General features: G+C 73.5%; 24 protein-coding genes. 15 read left to right on the top strand and 9 right to left on the bottom strand.

The features are described 5' to 3' along the window. Window positions 1–50: 50 nt before the first annotated feature. From O7611_RS06455 to O7611_RS06435, 5 genes are all read right to left on the bottom strand, one after another. Complete coding sequence (locus O7611_RS06455; protein ID WP_269696383.1) at window positions 51–1484, bottom strand: GH1 family beta-glucosidase; 1434 nt, start codon at window positions 1482–1484, stop codon at window positions 51–53. Next, window positions 1481–2281 carry a carbohydrate ABC transporter permease gene (locus O7611_RS06450; protein WP_030274682.1) on the bottom strand — a complete coding sequence of 267 codons (801 nt, stop codon included), beginning with the start codon at window positions 2279–2281 and terminating at the stop codon, window positions 1481–1483. The genes O7611_RS06455 and O7611_RS06450 overlap by 4 nt, the downstream gene beginning before the upstream one ends. Window positions 2282–2386: 105 nt before the next feature. Further along, window positions 2387–3367: a carbohydrate ABC transporter permease gene (locus tag O7611_RS06445; RefSeq protein ID WP_194803261.1), complete on the bottom strand. Its 981-nt coding sequence runs from the start codon at window positions 3365–3367 to the stop codon at window positions 2387–2389. A 118-nt stretch (window positions 3368–3485) separates the two neighbouring features. Further along, window positions 3486–4805 carry an ABC transporter substrate-binding protein gene (locus O7611_RS06440; protein WP_194803262.1) on the bottom strand — a complete coding sequence of 440 codons (1320 nt, stop codon included), beginning with the start codon at window positions 4803–4805 and terminating at the stop codon, window positions 3486–3488. Window positions 4806–5015: 210 nt separating this feature from the next. Beyond that, complete coding sequence (locus O7611_RS06435; protein WP_194803263.1) at window positions 5016–5561, bottom strand: plasmid pRiA4b ORF-3 family protein; 546 nt, start codon at window positions 5559–5561, stop codon at window positions 5016–5018. Window positions 5562–5711: 150 nt separating this feature from the next. On the opposite strand from O7611_RS06435, the gene O7611_RS06430 reads away from it, so the two are divergent. From O7611_RS06430 to O7611_RS06385, 10 genes are all read left to right on the top strand, one after another. Next, the gene (locus O7611_RS06430) at window positions 5712–6515 is read left to right on the top strand and encodes a pyrimidine reductase family protein (protein WP_194803264.1); all 804 of its coding nucleotides are present in this window, start codon (window positions 5712–5714) and stop codon (window positions 6513–6515) included. A 359-nt stretch (window positions 6516–6874) separates the two neighbouring features. Continuing rightward, the gene (locus tag O7611_RS06425; protein ID WP_043325613.1) at window positions 6875–8623 is read left to right on the top strand and encodes an ATP-binding protein; all 1749 of its coding nucleotides are present in this window, start codon (window positions 6875–6877) and stop codon (window positions 8621–8623) included. A gap of 11 nt (window positions 8624–8634) precedes the next feature. Beyond that, entirely contained in the window at window positions 8635–9783 is a 1149-nt protein-coding gene (locus tag O7611_RS06420) for an exonuclease SbcCD subunit D (RefSeq protein WP_269696382.1), read from the top strand. Then, complete coding sequence (locus O7611_RS06415) at window positions 9783–12257, top strand: AAA family ATPase (protein ID WP_269696381.1); 2475 nt, start codon at window positions 9783–9785, stop codon at window positions 12255–12257. Before O7611_RS06420 ends, O7611_RS06415 begins: the two co-directional genes overlap by 1 nt. A 25-nt stretch (window positions 12258–12282) precedes the next feature. Next, complete coding sequence (locus O7611_RS06410) at window positions 12283–13254, top strand: hypothetical protein (RefSeq protein WP_269696380.1); 972 nt, start codon at window positions 12283–12285, stop codon at window positions 13252–13254. After that, window positions 13254–14111 carry a spermidine synthase gene (locus O7611_RS06405; protein WP_194803268.1) on the top strand — a complete coding sequence of 286 codons (858 nt, stop codon included), beginning with the start codon at window positions 13254–13256 and terminating at the stop codon, window positions 14109–14111. Before O7611_RS06410 ends, O7611_RS06405 begins: the two co-directional genes overlap by 1 nt. A gap of 82 nt (window positions 14112–14193) precedes the next feature. Beyond that, window positions 14194–14892: a sigma-70 family RNA polymerase sigma factor gene (locus tag O7611_RS06400; RefSeq protein ID WP_047893132.1), complete on the top strand. Its 699-nt coding sequence runs from the start codon at window positions 14194–14196 to the stop codon at window positions 14890–14892. Then, window positions 14889–15665, top strand: a complete 777-nt coding sequence (locus tag O7611_RS06395; protein WP_194803269.1) for an anti-sigma factor family protein — start codon at window positions 14889–14891, stop codon at window positions 15663–15665. The genes O7611_RS06400 and O7611_RS06395 overlap by 4 nt, the downstream gene beginning before the upstream one ends. A gap of 203 nt (window positions 15666–15868) precedes the next feature. Continuing rightward, on the top strand, window positions 15869–16522 hold the full coding sequence (locus O7611_RS06390; RefSeq protein ID WP_047893130.1) for a COG4315 family predicted lipoprotein: 654 nt from the start codon (window positions 15869–15871) through the stop codon (window positions 16520–16522). Between the two features lie 148 nt (window positions 16523–16670). Continuing rightward, complete coding sequence (locus O7611_RS06385; RefSeq protein WP_194803270.1) at window positions 16671–17585, top strand: DNA-3-methyladenine glycosylase family protein; 915 nt, start codon at window positions 16671–16673, stop codon at window positions 17583–17585. A gap of 4 nt (window positions 17586–17589) precedes the next feature. On the opposite strand, the gene O7611_RS06380 is transcribed toward O7611_RS06385, so the two are convergent. Continuing rightward, window positions 17590–18111 carry a DUF1990 family protein gene (locus O7611_RS06380; protein ID WP_194803271.1) on the bottom strand — a complete coding sequence of 174 codons (522 nt, stop codon included), beginning with the start codon at window positions 18109–18111 and terminating at the stop codon, window positions 17590–17592. Between O7611_RS06380 and O7611_RS06375 the strand changes: the two genes are divergently transcribed. Beyond that, window positions 18110–18655 (top strand): GNAT family N-acetyltransferase, encoded by a 546-nt coding sequence (locus tag O7611_RS06375; RefSeq protein WP_442929329.1) that lies wholly within the window; start codon window positions 18110–18112, stop codon window positions 18653–18655. The two genes, O7611_RS06380 and O7611_RS06375, sit on opposite strands and share 2 nt — an antisense overlap. On the opposite strand, the gene O7611_RS06370 is transcribed toward O7611_RS06375, so the two are convergent. Together O7611_RS06370 and O7611_RS06365 are read right to left on the bottom strand one after the other, a co-directional pair. Further along, window positions 18630–19052 carry an SRPBCC family protein gene (locus O7611_RS06370; protein WP_269696378.1) on the bottom strand — a complete coding sequence of 141 codons (423 nt, stop codon included), beginning with the start codon at window positions 19050–19052 and terminating at the stop codon, window positions 18630–18632. The two genes, O7611_RS06375 and O7611_RS06370, sit on opposite strands and share 26 nt — an antisense overlap. A 193-nt stretch (window positions 19053–19245) precedes the next feature. Beyond that, window positions 19246–19458, bottom strand: a complete 213-nt coding sequence (locus O7611_RS06365; protein ID WP_194803274.1) for a hypothetical protein — start codon at window positions 19456–19458, stop codon at window positions 19246–19248. Window positions 19459–19594: 136 nt separating this feature from the next. On the opposite strand from O7611_RS06365, the gene O7611_RS06360 reads away from it, so the two are divergent. Then, entirely contained in the window at window positions 19595–20707 is a 1113-nt protein-coding gene (locus O7611_RS06360) for an ATP-dependent DNA ligase (RefSeq protein WP_269696377.1), read from the top strand. Window positions 20708–20741: 34 nt separating this feature from the next. Further along, window positions 20742–22331: an alpha/beta hydrolase gene (locus O7611_RS06355; RefSeq protein ID WP_269696376.1), complete on the top strand. Its 1590-nt coding sequence runs from the start codon at window positions 20742–20744 to the stop codon at window positions 22329–22331. 99 nt (window positions 22332–22430) lie between these two features. Here the strand turns inward: O7611_RS06355 and O7611_RS06350 are convergent, their stop codons facing one another. Then, window positions 22431–23702, bottom strand: coding sequence for a YncE family protein (locus tag O7611_RS06350; protein ID WP_269696375.1), 1272 nt, complete (start codon window positions 23700–23702; stop codon window positions 22431–22433). Between the two features lie 172 nt (window positions 23703–23874). Between O7611_RS06350 and O7611_RS06345 the strand changes: the two genes are divergently transcribed. Next, window positions 23875–25023 carry a helix-turn-helix domain-containing protein gene (locus O7611_RS06345; protein WP_194803278.1) on the top strand — a complete coding sequence of 383 codons (1149 nt, stop codon included), beginning with the start codon at window positions 23875–23877 and terminating at the stop codon, window positions 25021–25023. Window positions 25024–25116: 93 nt separating this feature from the next. Continuing rightward, window positions 25117–25569, top strand: coding sequence for a GNAT family N-acetyltransferase (locus O7611_RS06340; protein WP_194803279.1), 453 nt, complete (start codon window positions 25117–25119; stop codon window positions 25567–25569). Window positions 25570–25587 lie beyond the last annotated feature (18 nt).

Genomic DNA, 25587 nt, shown 5'->3' with positions numbered 1-25587 from the left:
GCACCGATTGAGGCGTCGGCGCCGGGCCGCCCGTTACTGGCTGGCCCAGCTTATTGTGCGGGCAGTCCGTTGCGTCGGATCACGTCGGCGTACCACCTGGCGCTGGACTTCGCGATCCGGGCCTGGCTGTCGTAGTCGACATAGACCATGCCGAACCGCTTCGTGTAGCCCCAGGCCCACTCGAAGTTGTCCAGGAGCGACCAGGCGAAGTAGCCCTTGAGCGGCACACCGGCCTCGATCGCGGCGTGCGCCGCGCGCAGGTGGGCGGAGAAGTAGGCCAGCCGATCCGGGTCGTCCACCCGGCCGTCGACCAGCTCGTCGACGAACGCCGAGCCGTTCTCGGTGACGTAGAGCGGCAGGTCGGTGTACTCCCGGTGGACCCGCTCCAGCGTCTCCACCAGGCCCGGCGCGTCGATCTCCCAGTCCATGTCGGTCACCGGGACACCCCGGGTGACGAACCGGACGTCCTCGCTGCCCGGCCAGCAGGACGGCGCCCGCCAGTAGGGCTCCGGCTCCGCGCCCTCGACCGGCGCGGCCACCACGTGCCGGCTGTAGTAGTTGATCCCGACCATGTCCAGCGGCGTGGAGATGGTCGCCAGGTCACCGTCGCGCACGTGCCCCATGTCGGTGACCTGACGCAGGTCCGCGACGAGGTCGGCCGGGTACGACCCGCGCAGCACCGGGTCCAGGAAGAACCGGTTCGCCAGCGCGTCGATCCGCCGGGCCGCGTCGGCGTCCGCCGCCGACCCGCTCGCCGGAGTCACCGGGTACAGGTTGACGGTGATGCCGAGCTGCGCGTCCGGGCGGATCGCGCGTACCGCCTGCACGGCCAGGCCGTGACCGAGCATCAGGTGGTGCCCGGCCCGGACCGCGTCCGCACCGTCGGAGCGGCCCGGCGCGTGCACGCCGGAGCCGTAACCGAGGAACGCCGAGCACCACGGCTCGTTCAGCGTGGTGAAGTACTTCACCCGGTCACCGAGCGCCTCGGCGACCAGGTGGGCGTACTCGGCGAAGCGGGCTGCGGTGTCCCGGGCCGGCCAGCCGCCCGCGTCCTCCAGCGGCTGCGGCATGTCCCAGTGGTAGAGCGTCAGCCACGGCTCGATGCCGTGGCCGAGCAGCTCGTCGACCAGCCGGCGGTAGAAGTCCATGCCCTCCTGGTTGACCCCGCCGGTGCCGCCCGGCTGCACCCGCGGCCAGCTCACCGAGAAGCGGTACGACCGCAGGCCCAGGTCGGCCATCAGCCGCACGTCATCAGGCATCCGGTGGTAGTGGTCGCACGCCACGTCGCCGGTGTGCCCGGCCACCGTCCGGCCCTCGGTGTGGCTGAAGGTGTCCCAGATCGACGGGGTACGGCCGCCTTCCGTCGCCCCGCCCTCGATCTGGTACGCGGCGGTGGCCGCACCCCAGAGGAAGTCCGGCGGGAAGGTCAGGGCCGGACCGGCGTCGAGGAGACCGACGGCGGGCGGGCTTGCTGGGTTGCTCACGACTTGACGGCGCCTTCCATGATGCCGCCGATGATCTGGCGGCCGAACAGAACGAACACGACGAACAGGGGCAGGGTCGCGATCAACGTACCGGCGAAGATCTGCGAGTTGTCGGCGAAGTATGCGGTGTTGAGGCTGCGCAGCGAGATCTGGACGGTCGGGTTGGACGGGTCCGCCAGCACCACGAACGGCCAGAAGAACTGGTTCCACTGCTCCATGAAGGTCAGCAGGCCCAGCACCGCGGCGGCCGGACGCAGCGCGGGCGCCACCACGTGCCAGTACACCCGCCAGGTGGAGCAGCCGTCCACCCGGGCGGCCTCGATCAACTCGTTCGGTACCGCCTGCTCTGCGTACTGGCGCATCATGAAGATGCCGAAGCCGCCGATCAGGAACGGAACGGTCACCGACGGCATGGTGTTCAGCCAGTCGAGCTTCGCCATCAGGATGTACAGCGGCAGCACGCCGAGCTGGATCGGCACCATCATCGAGGTGAGGATGATCAGCAGCAGCGCGTTCTTGCCCCGGAAGCGGAGCTTGGCGAACGCGAAGCCGGCCAGCGAGCCGAAGAACACCGTCGCGACGGTGATCGTCCCGGAGACCAGGAACGAGTTCATCAGGCCCTTGACGATGTTGGCGTCGCTATTGGCGAGCACCCGCTCGATGTTCTCGCCGAGCTTGCCGCCGGGCAGGAACGGCGGCGGCCAGGAGTTTGCCGCGTCGTTCGTCCGGCTGGCGATCACGATCATCCAGTAGAACGGGAACAGGGACAGCAGCACGCCGAAGATCAGGCCGATCATGGTGAGCGGGCTGGCCTTCCAGAGCCGCTCGGCGCGGTGGGCGGTCTTGACCGGCGGACTCTGCCGGGTGGGCGGGCGGACGGCGGTGGTCGTCATCTCGTCACCTCACTTGTCGGAGCTGATGCGGCGGGCGAGCAGGTAGTTGATCGCCGACATCAACGCGATGAGCACGAAGAGCACGAGCGCGACCGCCCCGGCGTAGCCCCACCGGAAGCGCTGGTTCATCACGTCGAGCAGGTACATCGTGATGGTCTGGAACTGGCCCTCCGAACCACCGGAGAGACCGCCCGAGCCGCTGGTGAACAGCAGGGGCTCGGTGAACAGCTGGAGGCCGCCGATGGTGGAGATGATCAGCGTGAAGATGATCGTGGGGCGCAGCTGCGGAACCGTGATGGACCAGAACTGGCGCCGCCGGGAGGCGCCGTCCAGCGCCGCGGCCTCGTACATGTCCTTGCTGATCGACTGCATGGCGGCCAGGTAGATCAGCGCGTTGTAGCCGACCCAGCGCCAGTCGACCATGGTGGAGATGGCGAACCAGGACGCGAAGCGATTCGCCCGCCAGTCGATCGGGTCCAGGCCGACGCTGTCGAGCAGCCAGTTGACCAGGCCGAAGTCCTTCGCGTAGATCATCGAGAAGATCAGCGCGACCACAGCGGTCGAGGTGATGATCGGCATCGCGATGGCCATCCGGAAGAACGTCTGCGCGCGCAGCTTCCGGTTCAGCGCATTGGCGAGCATCAGCGCCAGCAGCAGCTGGGGCACCGTGGAGAGCAGGAACATGCCGAACGTGTTGACCACCGCGTTCCAGAACTGCGGGTCCTCGGTGATCAGTTCGACGAAGTTGTCCATCCCGACGAACGAGATCGTCGAGTTCAGCGGCGACCGGTCGGTCAGCGCGATCCAGACCGTGTACGCGATCGGGTACACGCCGAACACGGCGAAGATCACGAAGAACGGCAGGACGTACAGGTACGGCGAGTACTTCAGGTCCAGGCGCGTCAGTGAGGCGGCACGGCGGCGCGAGTGACGGGCGGCGCGCGGCGGGCCGGGTTCGGGCGGCGCCGCGGCGTGCAGGTCGAGGCTCATGGGGAGTCCTTCTCCTCGGCCGGCGTCACCCGCCACACGGGCGACGCCGGACTCTGCGGGCACCGCGGGTGGCGCCGGCAGCCGGGCTGCCGACGCCACCCGCGGGCGGCTCAACCGGTTACTTACCGGCGGCCGCACCGTTCTTGAGGGCCGTCTGCCACTGCTCGCCGGCCGACTTGCCCTGCTCCACGGCGCGCAGGCTGTTCTCCACCGCGGTGCGGACCGCGTTGTTCTTCGGGCCGAGGTAGACCGGCTTCAGGTCGGTGGCACCGGCGGCGAAGATCTTGCCGACCGGGGCCTTGCTGAAGTAGTCGTTGGTCGAGTCGGCCACGGCCGGGTCGGTGAGCGCCTGCGGGTTCGAGGGCAGGTTGCCGACCGCCTTGTACGCGCCGATCTGACCCTTGGCGCTGGTCAGGAACTTGGCCAGCTCCGCGGCCTCCTTCTGGTGCTTGCTCGACTTCGGCACGCCGAGGAAGGAGCCGCCCCAGTTGCCACCGGCGCCCGGCGCCTTGGCGATGTCCCACTTGCCGGCCGCCGCGTCACCGGCCTGGCCCTTGATGACACCGGTCATCCAGGCGGGGCAGGCGATGGTGGCGAAGGTGCCGTTCTTGAAGCCGGCGTTCCACTCGTTGGAGAACGACTGGAGGTTGTTGGACAGCCCGGCGGCGATCATCTTGGTGGTGAGGTCGTACGCCGTCTTCACGTCCGGGTTCTGGTCGATGACCATCTTGTTGCTCTTGTCGTAGTACGTGTAGCCGGTGCCCTGGCCCGCGACCTGCATCAGCACCACGTTGTAGAAGTTGGTCGCCGAGTCGACGAACTTGTGCTTCTTGTCGGCGGCGGCGAACTTCTGGCCGGTGGCGATGAACTCGTCCCAGGTCGGCCAGAGCGCGCCGACCTGCTCGCGGTCGGTGGGCAGCCCGGCGGCCTTGAACAGGTCGCTGCGGTAGCACAGCGCCATCGAGCCGACGTCGGTGCCGAGGCCCAGCACCTTGCCGTCGGGGGTGGTGCCCTGCTCCCACTTCCACGGCAGGAAGTTGCCCTTGAGGTCGTTCGCGCCGTGGTCGGCGAGGTTCACGAACTTGTCGGCCTGGGCGTAGAACTGAACGATCGTGCCCTCTTCCAGGGCCACCACGTCGCCGGCGCCCGAGCCCGCGGTGATCTGCTGCGTGAGGCGGGTGTTGTAGTCACCGAGGCCGAGGCCCTTGCCCCGCTCCTGGATCTTGACGTTCGGGTGCTCCGCCTCGTACTGCTTGTACAGCTCTTCGTAGCCGAAGCCCTGGTCGCCGAAGACGTCGACGACCAGCGTGACCGGGCCGCCGCCGCTGCCGCTGTCGCCGCTGTCCGAGTCGTCGCCGCAGGCGGCGGTGGTGCCGAGCACGACGACGGACGCGAGCGCGATGGCCGCGAAGCGCCGACGACGGATTGGGACGCTCATCCGAGACCCCTCTTTCGGTGGTGAGGCGATATCTGCTGTGTGGTGGGGGGTGCGTGTCGCGCGGGCCGGAGCGGGCAGGAGGGAGATCCGCACCACTCTCGGGAGCGCTCCCATGAGGTTGCCGGGAGGTGACAGGGGTGTCAATAGACCGTTGGGAGCGTTCCCATTTCGTTACCGCGTCGGCGGTGCGGAGGTGGCTCGGGGTTCAGGTCAGCAGCAGCGGCGCAGCAGGACGGTGGCGCGGTCGGGGTCGAACGCGGCCGGTTCGAAAGCCGGGCCGGCCCACTCGCGCATGGTCACGTGTTCCGGGTGCGCCGGGTCGGCGAGCGCGGCCAGCAGGACCGCGTATCCGCCCGGGCCGCCCACGTCCTCCGGCGGGCAGGCCCGCTCCCCGTCCAGGCAGAGCGGGTAGCGCTCGTCCGGGTCGGCGGCGCAGCAGTCCTCCACCACCAGGTCGTGCTCCCACCAGTCACCGAAGTCGTACGTGTAGCGGAAGCGATCGCCCTTGCCCACCAGCGCGTCCAGCCGGACGTCCAGCTCGTCGCGCAGCGACAGTTCGCCGTCCGGGTCGGGCTCGCCGTACTGCCGGCCGTCGACGTCGAACGAGTGCAGGTGGCAGTCGCGCCAGCCCATCGCGTGCTGGATCACCCGGTGCAGCCGGTCCAGCGTGTAGCCGCCGGGCACCAGCACCCGCCGCCACACCGGCGGCCGGACGCCGGCCAGCGACACCATGAGCTGGAAGATCTGACGCGACACGACGTCCCGTCCTTCCTGGGCATAGGCTGCCTGCATGATCTGCCGAGCCTGCCGGGAACGGCGGCACGACGACTGTCCTGGCCGGAAGTGGTGCGACTGCCAGCACCGTACCCCCGAACCCACCCCGCCGGTCACCGGTCCGGCCGGCGAATGACCGTCGGAACCCCGATCGAACGGATCTGGCCCGCACCCGTCACCGGTGCGCTCACCGATCCGCAGCTCACCGCGCTCTACGGCCGCGCGGCCCGCCCGCACCTGCGGGTCAACTTCGTCGCCAGCGCCGACGGCGCGGTCACTCTGGACGGATACTCGGCCGGGCTGTCCGGCGAGCCGGACAAGCGGGTCTTCGGCCTGCTGCGGATGCTCTGCGACGGCCTCGTGGTGGCCGCCGGCACGCTGCGGCACGAGGGCTACCGGGCGGTCCGGCTGAGCCCGGAACGCCGGGCCTGGCGGCGCCAGCACGGGCTGGCCGAGTTCCCGACGCTGGTGGTCGTCTCCGGCTCGCTCGACCTCGACCCGGCGCAGGCCGCCTTCGCCGACGCCCCGGTCCGGCCGATCGTGCTCACCCAACCCGGCGCCGAACCGCCGCCCGGGCTGACCGACGTGGCAGACGTGGTCCGCTGCGGCACCGGCCACGCCGACGCGCCCGGGCGGGTCGATCTCGCCGCCGGGCTGGCCGAGCTGCGGCGGCGCGGGCTGGACCAACTGCTCTGCGAGGGCGGCCCGCACCTGTTCGGCGCGCTCACGGCGGCCGACCTGGTCGACGAACTGTGCCTGACCGTGGCGCCGCTGCTCGCCGGCGCCGGTCCGGGCCGGATCACCGCCGGGGACACCAGCATCCCGCGTCACTTGCCGCTGCGGCACGTGCTGGCCGCCGGCGACGGCGTGCTGATGCTGCGCTACGCCCGCGACGCCGCCGAGACCCCGCCCGCCGGTTCCGCCCCCGCCGCCTGACCCGCACGCGGCACGCGCCACGCGAGATCTTGGTAGCAAACGGCCCCTATAAGGGCCCTTTCGTACCAAGATCTTCGCGTCGTCCTGACACGCGGGACGCCACTCCTGCTGCTCGGGACGGCACGTACCGGCGTCGCCGGATCGTGGACGGGCAGGCGACGAGTGGAACGACACGTCCGGCGGGCGGCGGGCGAACGTGGAGGAAACGCACGCATCGTGGTCGGGCGGATTCGGGGGGCTACCGTTCGGCGCACGGGTGGCGTGGCGTCCGCCGCGTCGCGTGGCAACCTGTCGCATCCCTCGGGCAGGATGCACGACGTGCACCGCCAACGGTACGACCAGCCGACCGGAGACCGCCGATGACCGACGATCAGCTCGACGGGCCCGGCGAGGGTGTCGGCCGGGTGCTCGGCACCGCCGACGCCACCCCGCTCACCTTCTGGACCGCCGTCGCGCCGGGCAGCTACCTGCAACTCGACGACGTGGTGGTGACCCGCCGCGACCTGCCCGACCGTGAGCCGGTGACGATCGCCGGGGTGGTGACCCAGGTGCGCGCCCGGCACGAGGGGGCGCAGTTCGACTCCGACGTCTTCGCCATCGCCGACGGCACGCTGCCGGCGCAGGTGCAGGAGGCGGCCGAGGTGACCACCACGCGGGTCGACCCGGAGTTCTACGTGCCGCCGACGCCGGGCGCGGTGGTGCACCGGGCGGAGGGTGACGCGCGGGCGCGGGCGCTGCACTTCGACCGGATGGAGCGGCGGATCCCGATGGGGATGGGCCGCGACGGCGTGCCGGTCTACCTCAACGCCGACTTCCTCGACGGCACCCGGGGCGCGCACGTGTCGATCTCCGGCATCTCCGGTGTCGCCACCAAGACGAGCTTCGCCACGTTCCTGCTCTACTCGGTGTTCCGCTCCGGTGTGCTGGGCGGCGACGCCGTGAACGCCAAGGCGCTGATCTTCAACGTGAAGGGCGAGGACCTGCTCTTCCTCGACCACCCGAACAGCCGGCTCGACGACCCGACCCGGGCGGCGTACGCGAAACTGGGCCTTGATGCCGGCGCGTTCCCGGACGTGCGGGTGTACGCCCCGCCGCGGGTCGGCGACTCCTCCGGCACGCCGGATGTGAGCAGCCGGCTCACCGGGGTGGACAGCTTCTACTGGACGCTGTCCGAGTTCTGCGCCGACCGCCTGCTGCCGTACGTGTTCGCCGACGCGGACGACGAGCGCCAGCAGTACACGATGGTGGTCCACTCGGTGGCCGCGCACCTGGCCCGCTACGCCCAGCCGGCCGACGGCGGGGTGAGCATCGACGGGGTGCGGCTCGGCTCGTACGCGGATCTGGTCGACCACGTGGTCGAGCAGCTCAACGACGACGAGACGCGCGGCGAGTGGGCCGGCAGCGCGGTCGGGCTGGGCACTGTGAACGCGTTCGCCCGGCGGCTGATCGGCAGCAAGAAGGACCTGGGCCGGCTGATCCGGGGTGACCTGGCGACCCGCCGGCCGCACTCGATCAACACCGCGGAGAGCGCCCAGGTCACCGTGGTCGACCTGCACAACCTGCCGGATCGCGCACAGCGGTTCGTGGTCGGTGTGACGCTCAAGAGCGAGTTCGAGCGCAAGGAGAAGGCCGGCACCGCCAAGCCGCTGCTGTTCGTCGTGCTCGACGAGCTGAACAAGTACGCGCCGCGGGAGGGCTCGTCGCCGATCAAGGAGGTGCTGCTCGACATCGCCGAGCGGGGCCGCTCGCTGGGCGTGATCCTGGTCGGCGCGCAGCAGACCGCGAGCGAGGTGGAACGGCGGATCGTCACCAACTCGGCGATCCGGGTGGTGGGCCGGCTCGACCCGGCCGAGGCGTCCCGCCCGGAGTACGGCTTCCTGCCGCCCGCCCAGCGGCAGCGGGCGCTGCTGGCCAAGCCGGGCACGATGTTCGTCAACCAGCCGGACATCCCGGTGCCGCTCTGCCTGGAGTTCCCGTTCCCGGCGTGGGCCACCCGGGTCTCGGAGGCGGGCCGCGCGCCCTCGGAGACGCTACGGTCGATCACGCAGGCCGCCGATCCGTTCGCGGTGGTCGGCTCCGGCTCCTCCGACGACGACATCCCGTTCTAGGCGGCACCCAGATGAAGATCCTGCACACCTCCGACTGGCACGTCGGCAAGGTCCTCAAGGGGCAGTCCCGGGCGGAGGAGCACAAGCAGGTCCTCGCCCAGGTCATCGACATCGCCCAGCGCGAACGGCCCGACCTGGTGATCGTCGCCGGTGACCTGTACGACACCGCCGCGCCGACCCCGGAGGCGACCCGCCTGGTCACCCGGGCGCTCACCGCGCTGCGGCGTACCGGCGCCGACGTGGTGGCGATCGGCGGCAACCACGACAACGGCGCGGCGCTGGACGCGCTGCGCCCGTGGGCCGAGGCGGCCGGGATCACGCTGCGCGGCAGCGTCCGGGAGAACCCGGACGAGCACGTCGTCGACGGGGTCACCGCCGGCGGGGAGCGCTGGCGGGTCGCCGCGCTGCCGTTCCTGTCCCAGCGGTACGCGGTGCGCGCGGTGGAGATGTACACGCTCACCCCGGCCGAGGCCAACCAGACGTACGCCGATCACCTGGGCCGGGTGCTGGACCGCCTCGCCGAGGGCTTCACCGAGCCGGACCGCGTGCACCTGGTCACCGCGCATCTCACAGTGGTCGGCGCGAGCACCGGCGGCGGCGAGCGGGACGCGCACACGGTGCTCGGATACGCGGTTCCGGCCACGGTCTTCCCCGGCAACGCGCACTACGTGGCGCTGGGTCACCTGCACCGTTCGCAGCGGGTCATCGGCCCGTGCCCGATCCGCTACAGCGGCAGCCCGCTCGCCGTCGACTTCGGCGAGCAGGAGAACGTCAGCTCGGTGACGATCGTGGAGGTGACCGCCACCACCGCCGCCCGGATCCGCGAGGTGCCGGTGCCGGGCGCGGTGCCGCTGCGTACGGTACGCGGCACGCTCGCGCAGCTCGCCGAGATCGAGGCGCCGGAGGGCTGGCTGCGCGTCTACGTCCGGGAGCAGCCCCGGGCCGGGTTGCGCGAGGAGGTGCAGGAGCTGCTGCCCCGGGCGCTGGAGATCCGGATCGACCCGGAGCTGGTGCCCGCGCCGGGCAGCGGGACACGGACGGCTCAGCGGGCCGGCCGGTCGCCGGGCGAGTTGTTCGGCGACTACCTGGACAGCCGCGGGCACGCCGACGAGGGTGTCCGGGAGCTCTTCGACGAGCTGCTCGAGGAGGTGGAGCACTGATGCGGCCGATGCGACTGGACATGGCCGGGTTCACGGTGTTCCGCGACGAGACGACTGTCGACTTCACCGACGCGGACTTCTTCGCGCTGGTCGGGCCGACCGGTTCGGGCAAGTCGACGGTGCTCGACGCGATCTGCTTCGCGCTCTACGGCACGGTGCCGCGCTGGGGCGGCGCCCGGGGGCTGGCGAACGCGCTGGCGCCGTCGGCCACCGAGGCGCGGGTCCGGCTGGTCTTCGAATCCGCCGGGGACCGCTACGTGGCGACCCGGGTGGTCCGCCGCGACGGGCGGGGCACGGTGAAGACGGCCAACGCCGGTCTGCAGCTCATGCCGCCGGGGTTCGACGTCACCAAGCTCGACACCGGGCTCAGCCCGGAGGATCTGGGCGAGGTGGTGGCGGGCACCCCGGCCGAGATGGAGCAGGCGGTGCTGGACGCGGTGGGGCTGCCGTACGAGCAGTTCACCTCGTGCGTGGTGCTGCCGCAGGGCCAGTTCGCCGACTTCCTGCACGCCAAGCCGGCCACCCGCCAGCAGATCCTGGTGAACCTGCTCGGGCTGGGCGTCTACGAGTCGGTGCAGAAGAAGGCGGTCGAGCGGGCCGGGCAGGCCGAGGCGAAGCTGGAGACCGTCGACAAGATGCTCGGCGGGCTCGCCGACGTCGACGACGAGAGTCTGACCGCCGCCCGGGAGCGGGTGGACGCGATGCGGGAACTGGCCGCGGCGGTCGCTGCCGCCGTACCCGAATGGGAGCAGGCCCGTGCGACGGCGGGTGAGCGGGCCGCGGCGCTTGCCGCCCTCGACGCCGAGCTGGGTGTGCTGGCCGGGGTGCGGGCGCCGGACGGCACCGCCGAGCTGGCGCGGGCGGTGGCGGCGGCCCGGGTGGCCGCGGACGAGGCGGCGGCCGCGGTCGGGCTGGCCGAGGAGCGTGAGGAGAAGCTGCGCGGGGAGCTGGCCGCCGCCGGTGACGAGAGCGCGCTGCGGCTGCACCTGAAGGCGTACGCGGACCGGGACCGGCTGACCGCGGAGGCGGCGACTGTGCGCGCGGCGGTGGACGCGGCGCGGACCGAGCACGACGCGGCGGTCGCGGCGCTGGCGGCGGCGCGGGCGGACGCGCAGCGGGCCGAGACGGAGCTGGAGTCGGCGTTCCGCGCGCACGAGGACGCGAAGGCCGCCGACCAGGCGGTCGCGCTACGGGCGCACCTGGTCGGCGGCGCGCCGTGCCCGGTGTGCGAGCAGACGGTCACCACGGTGCCGGCGGTGCCGAAGGGTTCGGCGGTGAGCCGGGCGATCGAGGCGGGCAAGGCGGCGCGGGCGGCGAGCGAGGCGGCCAAGCGGGTCGTGCAGGAACGCGACACCGCCGCGCGTGACTCCGACCGGGTACTGCTGCGCGCGCGTACCCAGCACGACCAGCTCGGCGCGCGCCTGGCCGAGCTGGACGAGCAGCTCGCGGACGCGCCGGCGCCGGAGCGGCTGCGCGAGTCGCTGGCCGAGCACGCGCGGCTGCGGACCGCGCTGGAGGAGGCGGCCGGCGCGGTGCGGGCCGGCCGGGAGGCGGCCCGGCGGGCGCGGGGCTCGCTCGACGCCGCGCAGGAGCGGCTGCGCCGGGCCTGGCGTGACTTCGACGCGGTACGCGACGGGCTGGCCCGCTTCGGGCCACCGGCCGCCGACCGGGACGACGTGGCGGCGGCGTGGACGGCGCTGGCCGGCTGGGCCGGCGAGCAGGCGCGGGCGCGGCGCGCGGACCGCGACGGGCTGGCCGACTCGGTGGAGGCGGCGCAGCGGGCCGCGGCCGAGGTCGCCGGCGGGATCGCCGCGTTGTTCACCGCCGCCGGGCTGGACGCGCCGCAGGACGCGCCGCGCGACGTGGCGGTGGCGGTGGAGCGGGCCGAGGCGGAGTTGCGCCGGCTCGACGAGCGCCGCGAGCAGGCCGCCGAGCTGCGGGAACAGCGGGCCGGGCACGAGCACGAGGCGCGGGTGGCGCGGGCGCTCGCCTCGCACCTGCGGGCGAACAACTTCGAGCGCTGGCTGCTCACCGAGGCGCTGGACCTGCTCGTCGACGGCGCGTCGGGGATTCTGCGGGAGCTGTCCGGCGGGCAGTACGACCTGGTGCACGACAAGGGTGAGTTCTTCGTGGTCGACCACCACGACGCGGGGCTGCGGCGCGGGGTGCGGACGCTGTCCGGCGGGGAGACGTTCCAGGCGTCGCTGGCGCTCGCGCTGGCGCTGTCCGAGCAGCTCGCCGGCATGTCCACCACCGCCGCCAGCCTGGAGTCGATCGTCCTGGACGAGGGTTTCGGCACGCTCGACGCGGCGACGCTGGACACGGTCGCGGCGACGCTGGAGAACCTGGCCGCCCGGGGCGACCGGATGGTCGGCGTGGTCACCCACGTGCCGGCGCTGGCCGAGCGCATCCCGGTCCGGTTCGAGGTCCGCAAGGACGCGCGGACGGCCCGCGTGGAACGGACCGGCCTGTGACCGGCGCGTCCCGGCGGAGCGCCGCGTGACCGGGCCGTCGCCGGCGTTCTTCGTCGACGCCTGGGATCCGGCGTACGGCGCGTCGTTCGAGGCGGCCGGTGGCGCCGGGCCGGCCGCGCCGAGCAGCGCCCAGGTCGACGCCGACGTCGAGCTGCCGGCCACCGACTGGCGGGCGATCGGCCCCCGCGCGGACGTGCGGTCACCGGACGTGGTGCTGCTCGTCGACGGGGTACGCCGGATCGACGCCAGCGTCTGGACGGCCGAGGAGGACGGCGGCTCGTTCCCCGGCATCGCCGCCTCGTACGCGGCCGGTGTGGTGCGCTGCGACCTGGACCGGGGCGCCGCCGAGATGGCCGGTGCCCGGGTGGGCCGGGGACTGTTCACGGCGAGCCCGTCGGCGCAGGACGTGGTCGCCGGCTCGGTCCGGTACCCGGTGCACCGGGTGAGCGGCACCGGTGAGCTGAGCAAGCTGCCGGCGGCGGTGCAGGCGCCGCTGACCGCGCTGGAGGTGGCCGTCTCCGACGCGGTACGCACCGACGGCGACCTGCTGGTGGTGGACGGGCCGCTGCGCAGCCGGCGCAACCTGCCGCGCACGCTCGGGTACATCAAGACGCAGCACAGCCAGTACCTCGACGGGCGGCTCACCGCCGTGGTGACCGGGCTGGCGCCGGGCGAGCGCTGCCCGGTGTTCCGGCTGGGCACGGCGTGGGGCGGCTGGTCGTGGTATCTGCGGCTGCCGGTACGCGCGGGCGCACCGTGGGCGGGCATCGTGCGGGTGGAGTGCTCGGCCGAATTGACCGTGCCGGAGGCGATCGCGCTTGCCGACCTGTCGCTGGTGACGCTGCCCCGGTTCGCCTCCACCCCGTACAAGGATCCGCGCGCCCCGCAGAACCTGGTGCCGATCGCCGGGCTGGAACGGCGGCTGCGCGGGATGCTCGGCGATGCGCGGCTGCTGCACCGGGTGCTCACCGCCGCGGCGCGCGGGATGCGGCGCTGATGGGCCGGCGACGCGACTCCGACCGGGTGGTGGCCGACGTCGACACGGGCCGGGCCGAGCTGGTGCCGGACGCCGACCGTGCGGGCTCCTGGACGCTGCTGCTGGACGGCGCGCCGCAGTCGCATGTGGACCTGACCGACCCGTCGCACCTGGAGTTCGAGTACGTCCGGCGGCTCGCCGCCGCGCTGGACCTGGTGGCGCCGGCCGGGACGCCGCTGCGGGTGCTGCACCTGGGTGGCGGCGCGCTCACACTGCCCCGCTACGTGCAGGTCACCCGGCCCGGTTCGACGCAGCGGGTGTCCGAGGTGGACGGCGCGCTGGTGGAGCTGGTCCGCCGTGAGCTGCCCTGGCCGTCGGATCCGCGCCTGAAGGTCCGGGTGGCCGACGCGCGGGCCACGCTGACGTCGAGCCGGGACGGCGCGTACGACGTGATCGTGGCCGACGTGTTCGCCGGCGCCCGTACCCCCGCGCACCTGACCTCGGTGGAGTACGCCGCCGAGGTGGCCCGGGTGCTCGCGCCCGGCGGCAGCTACCTGGCGAACGTGGCCGACGGCCCGCCGCTGCGGCACGCCCGCGCCCAGGTCGCGACGGTGCGGACCGTGCTGCCCCGGGCCTGCCTGGTGGGTGACGCGGCGGTGCTGCGCGGCCGGCGCTACGGCAACCTGGTGCTGGTGGCGTCCCGGGTGGAGCCGCCGGTGCCGGAGCTGACCCGGCGGGCGGCGGGCGACTGGTTCCCCGGCCGGGTGCTCGCCGGTGCCGAGCTGGACCGGTTCACCGGCGGCGCGGCGGTGGTGCACGACGCGGACGCCGTCGACTCCACTCCCCCACCGCCGGGAATCTTTTCCGTCAAACGTTGATCCGATCGGCTGATCGCTGCGTATCACCGGGCGGCCATGCCCGTGGGGGGCCGGCTGATGTCATTGGACAGCGGAGGTCTGCATGCATGCGGTGGCGGCCGGCTGGCACGGCGAAGTGGCGCGGCCCGAGTGGATGTTCGCCCGGGCACAACCACACTCGCGCGCCTCGCGTTCGGGCCGGGGGGTCGACGCCCGGTCCGCCGATCGCCAGAATGACCCGGTGCCGCCGCGACCCGCTCCCGGACGCCACCAGGCGACCTCCGCCGAGGCCAGCCACTCCGACCAGCTGATCCGCCTGCTGTACGCCGAGCACGCCGGCCCGTTGCTGATGTTCGTGATGCGCCTGACCGGCGGGGACCGGCAGCGCGCCGAGGACATCGTGCAGGAGACGCTGCTGCGGGCCTGGCGCAACGCCCACCGGCTCGGCGTGCAGGGCCAGGGCTCGCTGCGTCCCTGGCTGGTCACCGTGGCCCGGCGGATCGCCATCGACGAGCACCGCAGCGAGCAGGCCCGCCCGCCCGAGACGTACGACCGGGATCTGACCATGTTCGCCGAGTCGGACAGCACCGACCGGGTGCTGCGCACGATGACCGTCGCGGACGCGCTGCGTACGCTGAGCCAGTCGCACCGGGAGATCCTGGTGGCGACGTACTTCCGGGGGCGCACCGTGCCGGAGGCGGCCGAGGAACTGGGGCTCCCGCTCGGTACCGCCAAGTCGCGGGTCTACTATGCGCTGCGCGCGCTGCGCACGGCTCTGCAGGAGAGGGGGGTGACCGAATGAGCCGGGCCGATCACATGGACGTCGCCGCGTACGCGCTCGGCGTGCTCGACGCGCAGGACGCGGAGCGGTTCGAGGAGCATCTGGCCACCTGCTGGGCCTGCGCTGCGGAACTGGAGACGATGGTCCCGGTGGTGGGGCTGCTCTCCGGCATCGACGGCGAGGCGATGGCCGCGCTGGAGCAGACGCACACCGATCCGGCGCTGCTGGACCGGACGCTGGTGGCGGTACGGCGGGACCGGCGTCGTACCCGGGTGCGGCAGTTGCTGGCGACAGCGGCCGCAGTGGTGGTGTTCGGCGGCCTGAGCGGGGTCGCCGCCGGGATGCTCGGCGACGATCCCGCGCCGCCGCAGGCGGTGCCGACGCAGGCCGCGCCGAGCGTCGCGCCGAGCGGCGAGCCCGGCAACCCGAACGACCCGGGCGTCGGCGGGGAGCCGATCGAGGGCGACCAGCACAACGCGACCGACCCGGGGACGGGCGTGCAGACCACGATGTGGCTGGCCCGCAAGGAGTACGGCACGCAGATCGCGGTGCAGCTCAGCCGCCTGCCGGGGCCGCGCACGTGCCGGCTGGTGGTGGTCCGCAAGGACGCCACCAGCGAGGTGATCTCCAGCTGGTCGGTGCCGGTCGGCGGCTACGGAACGAACCAGAACCAGCTTCCGCTACAGCTGAGCGCGTCCACGTGGACCTCGGTGCGAGACATCGACAAGCTCCAGGTGCAGTCGGTCGACGCGAACGGGGTGGCCAGCACGCTGGTGACTGTGGACGACATCTGATCGAACGCGAAGCGGCGCCGGGTGGCTGAGCCACCCGGCGCCGTCGTGTCGTGCCCGGCCGACGGACCCCCTCGTGCTGACGCACGCAGCGGGACGCCCATCGGTTCAATCGGTCCACTGTGAAATGTGCCACCGTTGCCGGTTCAACCTTGACAGTGCCGCACCCGTACTACTCGGCGAACTGCCAAGAACGAGGAGGGCACGTGGCACACCACAAGCGGACGACCGTCATCGTCGCGAGCGCGATGGTCGCACTTACGGCCTGCGCCCCAGCAGGCTACAACGGGGCGAACTCGGGCGCGGCCGAGCCGGTCGCCGTCGCCGCGGCCGAACCCACCGCGGCGGCCGAACCGGAGGCGTCGGCGGCTCCCGAGGAGGAGCCGGTAGCGGACAAGGCGCCCCCGGCCAACGTGAAGATCACGGACGAGCTGGTCGGCAAGAAGCTGCCCCGGATGGGCCGCGTCGTCACCGACCAGGACGGCTGGGTGCTGTACCGGTTCGACAAGGACTCCGACGACCCGCCGCAGTCCAACTGCGTGGACAAGTGCGCCGAGGTCTGGCCGCCGTCGCTCACCGACGGCAACCCGAAGCTGCAGGGCGTCTCCGACGACAAGGTCGGCACCATCACCCGCCAGGACGGCACGCGGCAGCTCACCATCGGCGGCTGGCCGGTCTACCGCTACATCGGCGACAAGAAGCCCGGCCAGTGGAAGGGCCAGGGCGTCGGCGGCACCTGGTTCGTGGTCGACCCGAACGGCAAGAAGAACCTGACCTGCCTGCCGACCGGCACGCCCAAGGCGGTCGCGCCGCCCGCGGCCGGCAGCTCCTCCGGTGGCGGCTCGGACTACTCGTACTGACGCACCAGGACACGGTGACCGGTCGCCGCCGGGGAGGGCACGGCCGGTCACCGTCGTGAACCCCGGGAGGCGGGCCGCACCGGCATCGGCCCGCCTCCCGGCCGGGCGTGCCCGGCGTCACGGCCCGGCCGCGTGGCAGAGTGGCCTGGTGACCTCGCCCGACGCCCGCCGTACGCTGCGCCCGCCGGCCGGCTACCGCCTGGCCCCGTCGGTGCGGGCGCTCACGTTCAGCCCGTACGACCCGTGCGCGCGGATCGCCGCCGGCACATTCTGGTGGGCCACCCGCACCCCGGACGGCCCGGCCACGCTGGCGCTGCGCCCGGAAGCGGGGGAGCTGACCGCCGAGGGGTACGGCCCGGGCGCCGGCTGGGTGGTCGAGCGGGCCGACCGGATCGCCGGACTGTGCGACGACCTGACCGGGTTCGCCGCGCTCGCCGCCACGCATCCGCTGGTGGCCCGCCTCGCGCACACGCACCACGGGCTGCGGATGCCGGCCACCGGCCAGATCTTCCCCCGGTTGCTGCGGGCCGTCTTCGAGCAGAAGGTCACCGGCAAGGAGGCGTACCGGGCGTACGCCGCCACCGTGCGGCACTTCCGCGAGCCCGCCCCCGGCCCGCTGCAACCCCTGCTGCTGCCGCCGGAGCCCGCCGCCGTGACGGCCACGCCGTACTGGGTGTTCCACCCGTTCGGAGTCGAGCAGCGGCGCGCCGACACGCTGCGCCGCGCGGCGGCCGTCGCGGACCGGCTGGAACGCTGCGCCGACTCCGCCGAGGCCACCCGGCGGCTCACCGCGCTCCCCGGCATCGGGCCGTGGACCGCCGCCGAGGTGGTGCGCATCGCGTACGGGGACCCGGACGCGGTGAGCGTCGGCGACTACCACGTGCCGAACACCGTCGCCTGGGCGCTGGCCGGGGAGCCGCGCGGCGACGACGCCCGGATGCTGGCGCTGCTGGAGCCGTTCCGGGGGCACCGCGGCCGGGTGTGCGTGCTGCTGGAGGCGGCGGGCGTGCAGGCGCCGAAGTACGGCCCGCGCGCCCCGATCCGCTCCTTCGCCCGCTACTGACCGCTCAGCGCCGCCGGCACAGCCGCCGCAGCGTCCGCCCCAGCCACCAGGCGTACGCCCGCTGGAAACCCGTCACGACCGGCCCGCCGGCCCGCACGTACCACTGCGCCGGGCGGCTGAACGCGGTCACCTCGAACCAGACTCCGTCGGCGCCCCGGGTCACCAGGAACGCCTCCTCACCGACCTCCGGGTGCCCGGGCAGCGTGCCGTAGCCGAACCCGGCCCGGTCCGGCTCGTCCACCGTCCACACCACCTCGGTCGGGCCCCACAGCCGCACCGGGCCGACACCGACCCCCGGCGTGACACGTACCCCGGGGGCGGCGCGCGGCGCGTCCGCGCGCATCACCACGCCCGCGGCGCGGTGCAGCCGCCAGCCCAGCACCGCGTCCGCCGCCAGCGGGAAACCGCCGTCCGGCAGCCGGACGCGGTGGCGCAGGTGGTGGTAACCGGCCGGCAGGGCGCCGTCGCGGGTCGCGCCCACCTCCGGGTACGTCAGCTCCGGCACGCCTGTCACCTCCACGCTCATGGGAACACCCCCGCCAGCGTACGGCTGCCCGGGAGCGCTGTGGTGTGCTGAGCCGGTGACCGACGTGACCATCGCCGCCGCCGGCCTCGCCGACGCCGGGGAGATCCTCACCGTGCAGCGTGCCGCGTACCTGGTGGAGGCGCAGCGCTACCGCGACGTGTTCCTGCCGCCGCTGACCGAGACGCTGGACGAGGTACGGGCGGCGCTTGCCGGGCCGGACGTGGTGCTCGCCGCCCGGCGCGGCACCCGCCTGGTCGGCTCGGTACGCGCCCGCCTCGACGGCGAGACCGCCCACGTGGGCCGCCTCTCGGTCGCCCCCGACCAGCAGGGCCAGGGCGTCGGCGGGCGGCTGCTGGACGCCGTCGAACAGGCGTGCGCCGGCCGAGTGACCCGGTTCGCGCTGTTCACCGGCGCGGACAGCGCGGCGAACCTGTCCCTGTACGCGGGCCGCGGCTACCGGGTGGTGGCGCACCGCCCGGACGAGAACGGCAACCGCCTCGCCGTGCTGGAGAAGACGGTCAGTTCCGCTCACAGCGGCGCCTGAGCCCGTCCGCCTCCTGCCGCAGATAGCGGCGCATCATCGACCCGCCGAGCAGTCCGATCAGCCAGGCCAGCGGACCGGTCTGCGCCAGGATCAGCTCGGCCCGGGTGCGCCCGTCCTCCAGCGGGATCAGCCGGTGCTCACCCCGGGTGCGCACGCCGGGGCTCGCCGACTCCCAGGCGAACGAGTACGGCGGATAGATCTCCACGACCCGCCACACGGCCGGGCGCAGCCGGGGCTGCTCCAGCCGGGCCGTCGAGCCGAGGAGCAGCGGACCGGGCTCCAGCCGACGGGCGGCGGTGACCGACGGCGTCCACTCCGGCCAGCGCTCGACGTCGCTCTGCACTTCCCAGACCCGCTCGACGTCGGCGGCGATCTCGACGGACTCGGTGAACCGCATCGGCGTTCCTCCCCCGTGGACGGTCCCCCCAGGCTATGCCCGCGCTCCGCTCCCGCGCCGCCCCACTCGCCGCCCCTCGCCCCGCTCGCCCGCTCGCGTCGATCTTGGAGTTGTGGCGCCCAGGATGTCCGTTCGGCGGGATTTGCGAGGTGCCACAACTCCAAGATCGGCGGTTCGCCGGCCGGCCGGAGGGTCAGGCGGCTTCGTGGAGGTCGGCCAGGGTGACCGGGGCGTAGCGCTTCAGCAGGCGCTCCAGCTCGGTGACCGAGCCGACCTCGCCGAGGACGTTCACGCCGCCGCCGTGCTCGGGCGGATAGCGGTGCGCCAGCCGGTAGCGGTAGCGGCCGCGGATCAACTCGACGCTGACCCGCCAGCGCCCACAGCATCCGCAACTCCACTCCGGCACGCCGCGACGGTAGCTCTGGCCTGCGGTTTCACCATTCGGGCGGCGGTGACGAACGCGACCGGTACGGGACACGCCGCCCGGCCACCGGCGGTGATCTGCGCCACCACTGTCGGTGGGGTCTGGTTGACTGGTCGCCGTGGACCTGCCGATCAACCCTCCGGTCGAGCCGATGCTCGCCAAGAGCGTGGCCGAGTTGCCCAGCGATGCCGGCCTGACCTACGAGCCGAAGTGGGACGGCTTCCGCTGCATCGTGTTCCGTGACGGCGACGAGGTCGAGCTGGCCAGCCGGGGCGGAAAGTCGATGACGCGCTACTTCCCCGAGGTGGTCGAGCAGGCCCGCCGGCAGCTCCCGGCCCGCTGCGCGGTCGACGGCGAGCTGATCGTGATCCGGCGCGACGGCCCGGGCGGGCACCCGCGGCTCGACTTCGAGCTGCTGGCCCAGCGCATCCATCCGGCCGCCTCCCGGGTGAAGCTGCTGGCCGAGACCACCCCGGCCGACTTCGTCGCGTTCGACCTGCTGGCGATCGACGACGAGCTGCTCATCGACCAGCCCTATCCGCAGCGGCGGGAGCGGCTGGAGCAGGCGTTGTCCGGGGTGCGCCCGCCGGTGCACGTGACCCAGGTGACCACCGACCCGGAGACGGCCCGCCGCTGGTTCGACGTGTTCGAGGGCGCCGGGCTCGACGGGCTGATCGTCAAGCCGGCCGACCTGCCGTACGAGCCGGGCAAGCGGCTCATGTCCAAGGTCAAGCACGCCCGCACGATGGACGCGGTGGTGGCCGGTTTCCGCTGGCACAAGTCCGGGCCGGTGGTCGGCTCGCTGCTGCTCGGCCTCTACGACGACGACGGCGTGCTGCACCACATCGGCGTCAGCTCCTCGTTCACGATGGCCCGCCGCAAGGAGCTGCTCGACGAGCTGGAGCCCTACCGCGACGTCGGCGGCGAGCACCCGTGGGTGCACGGCGACCACGAGCGGGGTCAGCGCATCCCGGGCGGGGTGAGCCGGTGGACCGGCGGCAAGAACCTGGAGTGGGAGCCGCTACGCCCGGCGCTGGTGGTCGAGGTGGCGTACGACGCGATGGAGGGCGACCGGCTGCGGCACACCGCCCGGTTCCTGCGCTGGCGTCCCGACCGTGATCCCCGCTCCTGCGACTACGGCCAGCTCGACCGCCCGATCCGTTACGACGTCGACGAGGTGCTGCGCGGCGATCCGGCGGCGACGGTCGGTGACACCCGCGGCCGGGCGTAGCCTGACGGTCGACACGATCATGGAGGGCGCCCACGTGACCCGCTTACCCGACCGGACCCGCCGGTTCCGGCCCGTCCTGGCCGCGTTCGTCGCGGCGGTGGTGCTCACCGCCGGCTGCACGCTGCCGGCGTTCGCCCCGCGCGCCGAGAGCGAGGGCGAGGCCGCCCCGCCGGGTACCGCACCGGAGTGGCGGGCCTGCCCGGAGGTGCCCGACGAGCTGGTCGGCCGGGGCGCGGCGGACATGCGCTACGACTGCGCCCGGATCGCGGTGCCACGCAACTGGGGCACCGGGGCCACCACCGGCGCGACCGCCGGGCCGGGCGCCGGTGAGACGTTCGAGATCGCGCTGATCCGGGCCCGCTCGACCAAGCAGCGCGACCGGATCGGCTCACTGGTGATCAACCCGGGCGGTCCCGGCGCGTCCGGCGTCGACACCGCCGTCTACCTGTCCTTCGGCCCGGCGTTCGGCGGCCTGCCGACGGCGATCACCGACCGGTTCGACATCGTCGGCTTCGACCCGCGCGGGGTGGCCCGGTCCAGCCCGGTCAAGTGCATCTCCGACGCCGACCTGGACGCCAGCTTCGGCTACGACCCCGACCCGGAGAGCCAGTCGTCGTTCGACGGCTTCGTCGGGCTCAACCGGCGCATCGGCGAGCGGTGCGGCGCGAAGTACGGCGACCAGCTCCCGCTCTACGGCACCGAGCAGGCCGCGCGGGACATGGACGCGGTCCGCGCGGCGGTCGGTGACGACAAGCTGACCTATCTCGGCTACTCGTACGGCACGCTGCTCGGCGCGACCTACGCGCAGCTCTACCCGCAGCGGGTGCGCGCCCTGGTGCTCGACGGCGCGGTCGACCCGCAGCAGAAGCTGATCGCCGGGTCGGAGAGCCAGGCGAAGGGCTTCGAGCGGGCGTTCGACAACTTCGCCGACTGGTGCGCGGCGAACGCCGGCCGCTGCCCGATCGCCCCGGACGCCCGGGGCGCGGTCACCGACGCGATCGCCAAGGCGAAGGTCTCCCCGGTCCGCGCGCAGGACGGCCGCAAGGCCACCGCCGGCTGGGTCTTCTACGCGGTGATCTCGTCGCTCTACACCGAGCAGGGCTGGCAGGAGCTGGCCCGGTCGATCGACGACCTGCAGGGCGGTGACCCGGACGGCGTGTTCAAGCTGGCCGACTCGTACGCGGGCCGCGAGCCGGACGGGCACTACTCCAACCTGTTCGACGCCAACCTGGCTGTCAACTGCGCCGACGAGACCGAGAAGCCGTCCCGTGAGCAGGTCCGCTCGTTGCAGTCGCAGTGGCGGCAGAAGTACCCGCTGTTCGGCCCCGCGCTGGCGGTGGGCATGCTGGGCTGCGTGGAGTGGCCCGGCGAGCGGGATCCGTACCCGACCGGCCGGGCGAACGGCGCGCCGCCGATCCTGGTCGTCGGCACCACCGGTGACCCGGCCACGCCGTACGAGCAGACGCCGGCGCTCGCGTCGATGCTCGGTGTGGGGCGGGTGCTGACCTGGGAGGGCGAGGGGCACACCGCCTACCCGCAGACGTCGTGCGTGACCTCGGCGGTCGACGCGTACCTGATCTCGCTCACCGTCCCCCGGGAGGGGCTGCGCTGCCCCGCCCGGTGACGGTCCGTCCGGCGAAGGGGTCCGGATGTCGGCTGCGGCCCAGGCCCGCCGGGCGCCGCCGATCGACGGCGCCCGGGGTGCCGCAGACCGGCGGCCCGGTCAGCCGGCGGCCGGGGGCGTCCAGCCCTCCGGGATGTGCCCGATGCGCACCCGCTGGGGGTGGTCGCCGACCGGGACGCTCGCGACCTTCTGGCCGGTCGCGAAGTTGATCGCGGTGACCTGGTCCGCGCCGGATTCGGAGATCACGCAGTCCCGGCCGTCCCCGCTGACGGTGGCCCAGTACGGCTTGCTCGCCGGCACCAGCGGCCCCTCGCGCAGCGTGGCCCGGTCCAGCACCGTGGCGTAGTCGTCCACGGTGCCGGCGACGCAGATCCGGGTGCCGTCGGGGCTCATCGACAGGCCGTGGTGGCGGGAGTCGTTGACCCAGGTGGTGCGGTCCTCGCTGGTGGCCGGGTTCTTCGGCAGCGTGGCGACGCGGGTGACCCGGTCGGTGGCCACGTCGTACTCGACGACGCCGTTGAAGAAGGACACCTGGAAGTAGAGCCGGCTGCCGTCGGGGGTGAACACGGCGGGACGGACCGCGTCGGAGAGGTCCCGGCGGCCGGCGGCGTCCAGCCGGTCCCGCATGTCGATCACCTTGACCACCTGGTACGTGCTGGTGTCGGCGACGGTGATCCGCCGGTCGCCCTTGGTCCAGTCGAGCCACGGCGCGTCCAGGTCGGTGTTCACCTCGCCGATGGACATGTTCCACAGCCGGGTGCCGCCGTCGGTGTAGATGTTCTCGTGCGGCTTGTCACCGGCGCCGAACGAGCCGAGTTGCGCACCGGTGCGGATGTCCAGCACGTGCACCGTGTTGGAGGTGGAGGCGGAGACCGCGACGCGGGTGCCGTCCGGCGAGACGGCCATGTGGTCGGCGCGGTAACCGGAGACCGGGAACCGCCAGCGCAGCGCGCCGGTGGCCAGGTCGATCGAGACGACGTCGGCGAAGCTGGGCCGGGACACCACGAGCGCGGTGCCGTCCGGCGTGGTGTACATGTCGTCGATGAGCTGGTCGTGGCCCTCCCCCGGGCCCTGCCGGATGCCGAGGAAGAACGCCAGCTTGATCGGGTTGAGGTAGATCTCGCGCAGCCGCGCGGCGCGGTCCGGGATCACGTTGATCCGGCCGAGCCTGGCGTAGTCGCCGCGGGACCGGATCACGTCGGCGGTGCCGTCCCAGTTGTTGCCGACGAACATCACCTCCTGGAGCGCTGCGGCGGCGGCCGGCGCGGGCGCGGTCACGAGCGGCGTCGGCGCGACCAGGGCGAGCGCGGCCAGCACGGCCAGGCCGGCACGGCGGCGGGTACGGGACGGGTGCTGTGGCACGGGTGTCATGGATGCCTCCTGGCAGCCGGTACGACATCGACGTTTCTCAGTGGCGCGAGCGGTGTTACCTTGCGGTAACAACCAGGAGAGCAACCGGCCGCCCGCCCGGGCTAGGGACCCGACGCCAACGCCCGCGCGGCCCGGTTGTGCCGCGTCGACAACCGGAGGGCGGCGGACGCCGATGACCCGGATCGGACAGGCCCCGACGTTCGGCGCGCTGCTGCGCGACCTGTCCGCCGATCCGGCCGCCGTCGACGAGGTGGCGCGGGCGGCCCGCGCGGACTCCCCCGAGGTGGCCCGGCTGCCGGCCGACGAGGTACGCCGCCAGGTCGTGCTGCTGCTGACGAGCGGCCTGGGCGCGCTGGAACGCCGTGAGGACCCGGCCGGACGCGACTTCGCCGAGGCCCGCCGGCTGGGCGCGGACCGGGCCGCGCAGGGCGTCTCGGTGGCCGGGCTGCTGCGCGGGGTGCAGGCCGGGCGGGACCGCGCGGTGGAGCTGGTGGTCCGGCACGGGCGGGCCGCCGGCATCCCGGACGAGGTGCTGCTGGAAGGGCTGCTCACCATCGGCCGGTATGCCGCGGCGGTGGAGCGGGCGGTGGTCGACGGGCACCGCGGCGCTGAGCGGGAGCTGGCCGGTACCGGCGCGGCGGCTCGGGCGCACCTGCTGCGGCGGTTGCTGCGCGACGGCCCCGCGGGCCTGTCCCCGGCCGAGCTGACCCGGTTCGGGCTGCGGCCGGACGGGCGCTATCACTGCCTGGTTGCCGCGCCACCGGACCCGGTCCGGGCGTACGCGCTGCACCGGCAGCTCACCGCGCGGGGCGGCCTGCTCGGCACGGTCGGGGACCGGCTGGCCGGGCTGCTGCCGCGACCGCCCGACGCCGTACCGGCCGACCTGCTGACGCTTGTGGCGCCCGCGCAGCCACTGGCGCGGGCCCCGGACATGTACGCGCTCTGCGTGGCGGCCCTCGCCACGGCGGCGAACCGGCGGCTGCGCGGGCTGCGTCAGGTCACCGACCTGGCCGGGGAGACCGCGCTCGCCGCCCAGCCGCTGCTGGCCGAGCTGCTGCGCGGCACGCTGCTCGGCGCGCTCGACCCGGCCGACGAGTTCCACCGGGAGCTGGCGGGCACCGCGCTCGCCTGGCTGCACCACGGCCAGCGGCTGGACCAGACGGCCGCCGAGCTGCACGTCCACCCGAACACGGTGCGCTACCGGCTGCGGCGGCTGCGGGAGCTGACCGGCGGGCCGCCGGTCGAGGAGGGGGCGCGGTGCACGGTGCCGGAGACCGTGCACTGGTGGTGGGCGCTGCGCAGCTGGCTGGACGACCGCTGACCACGGACGGCGCAACCGGACGGCACGACCGGGCGAGGCGTCGGGACGCCGCCCGGGCCGCACCGGCGCGCGGCGATGTGCCAGGCTGGCCCGGTGACCGAGGTGATCTTCCGGGAGGCGGTTCGCGCCGACCTGCCCGCCGTGCTCGCGCTGCTCGCCGACGACGTGCTGGGCCGCACCCGCGACCTGCCCGAGGTGGACGAGGCGTACGAGCGGGCCTTCGCCGACCTCGACGCGGACCCGCGAAACCATCTGATCGTGGCCGACGACGGCGGGGAACTGGTGGGCTGTTTCCAGCTCACGTACATCCCCGGACTGGGCCGGCACGGCGCCGAACGCTGCCTGATCGAGTCGGTGCGGGTGCGCTCCGACCGGCGCGGCCGAGGGCTCGGCGGGACGATGATGCGCTGGGCGATCGACCGGGCCCGGGAGCACGGCTGCGCGCTGGTGCAGCTCACCACCGACAAGCAGCGCGCCGACGCGCACCGGTTCTACCGTGACCTGGGCTTCGTGGCCAGCCACGAGGGCATGAAGCTGGCGCTCTGACCCGGGCGCGACCCGCCG

The sequence above is a fragment of the Micromonospora sp. WMMC273 genome, from assembly GCF_027460285.1.
GTDB lineage: Bacteria > Actinomycetota > Actinomycetes > Mycobacteriales > Micromonosporaceae > Micromonospora > Micromonospora aurantiaca.
The sequence above is the reverse complement of the archived record's forward strand: the minus strand, read 5'-3'. Positions and strand labels throughout refer to the sequence as shown.

What these genes read in the sequence shown, in the direction of transcription:
- O7611_RS06450 (WP_030274682.1), bottom strand. Translation starts at nt 2,281, where the DNA reads ATGATCGGCCTGATCTTCGGCGTGCTGCTGTCCCTGTTCCCGTTCTAC.
- O7611_RS06445 (WP_194803261.1), bottom strand. Translation starts at nt 3,367, where the DNA reads ATGAGCCTCGACCTGCACGCCGCGGCGCCGCCCGAACCCGGCCCGCCG.
- O7611_RS06440 (WP_194803262.1), bottom strand. Translation starts at nt 4,805, where the DNA reads ATGAGCGTCCCAATCCGTCGTCGGCGCTTCGCGGCCATCGCGCTCGCG.
- O7611_RS06430 (WP_194803264.1), top strand. Translation starts at nt 5,712, where the DNA reads ATGACCGTCGGAACCCCGATCGAACGGATCTGGCCCGCACCCGTCACC.
- O7611_RS06425 (WP_043325613.1), top strand. Translation starts at nt 6,875, where the DNA reads ATGACCGACGATCAGCTCGACGGGCCCGGCGAGGGTGTCGGCCGGGTG.
- O7611_RS06420 (WP_269696382.1), top strand. Translation starts at nt 8,635, where the DNA reads ATGAAGATCCTGCACACCTCCGACTGGCACGTCGGCAAGGTCCTCAAG.
- O7611_RS06415 (WP_269696381.1), top strand. Translation starts at nt 9,783, where the DNA reads ATGCGGCCGATGCGACTGGACATGGCCGGGTTCACGGTGTTCCGCGAC.
- O7611_RS06405 (WP_194803268.1), top strand. Translation starts at nt 13,254, where the DNA reads ATGGGCCGGCGACGCGACTCCGACCGGGTGGTGGCCGACGTCGACACG.
- O7611_RS06400 (WP_047893132.1), top strand. Translation starts at nt 14,194, where the DNA reads ATGCATGCGGTGGCGGCCGGCTGGCACGGCGAAGTGGCGCGGCCCGAG.
- O7611_RS06395 (WP_194803269.1), top strand. Translation starts at nt 14,889, where the DNA reads ATGAGCCGGGCCGATCACATGGACGTCGCCGCGTACGCGCTCGGCGTG.
- O7611_RS06375 (WP_442929329.1), top strand. Translation starts at nt 18,110, where the DNA reads ATGGGAACACCCCCGCCAGCGTACGGCTGCCCGGGAGCGCTGTGGTGT.
- O7611_RS06380 (WP_194803271.1), bottom strand. Translation starts at nt 18,111, where the DNA reads ATGAGCGTGGAGGTGACAGGCGTGCCGGAGCTGACGTACCCGGAGGTG.
- O7611_RS06370 (WP_269696378.1), bottom strand. Translation starts at nt 19,052, where the DNA reads ATGCGGTTCACCGAGTCCGTCGAGATCGCCGCCGACGTCGAGCGGGTC.
- O7611_RS06350 (WP_269696375.1), bottom strand. Translation starts at nt 23,702, where the DNA reads ATGACACCCGTGCCACAGCACCCGTCCCGTACCCGCCGCCGTGCCGGC.
- O7611_RS06345 (WP_194803278.1), top strand. Translation starts at nt 23,875, where the DNA reads ATGACCCGGATCGGACAGGCCCCGACGTTCGGCGCGCTGCTGCGCGAC.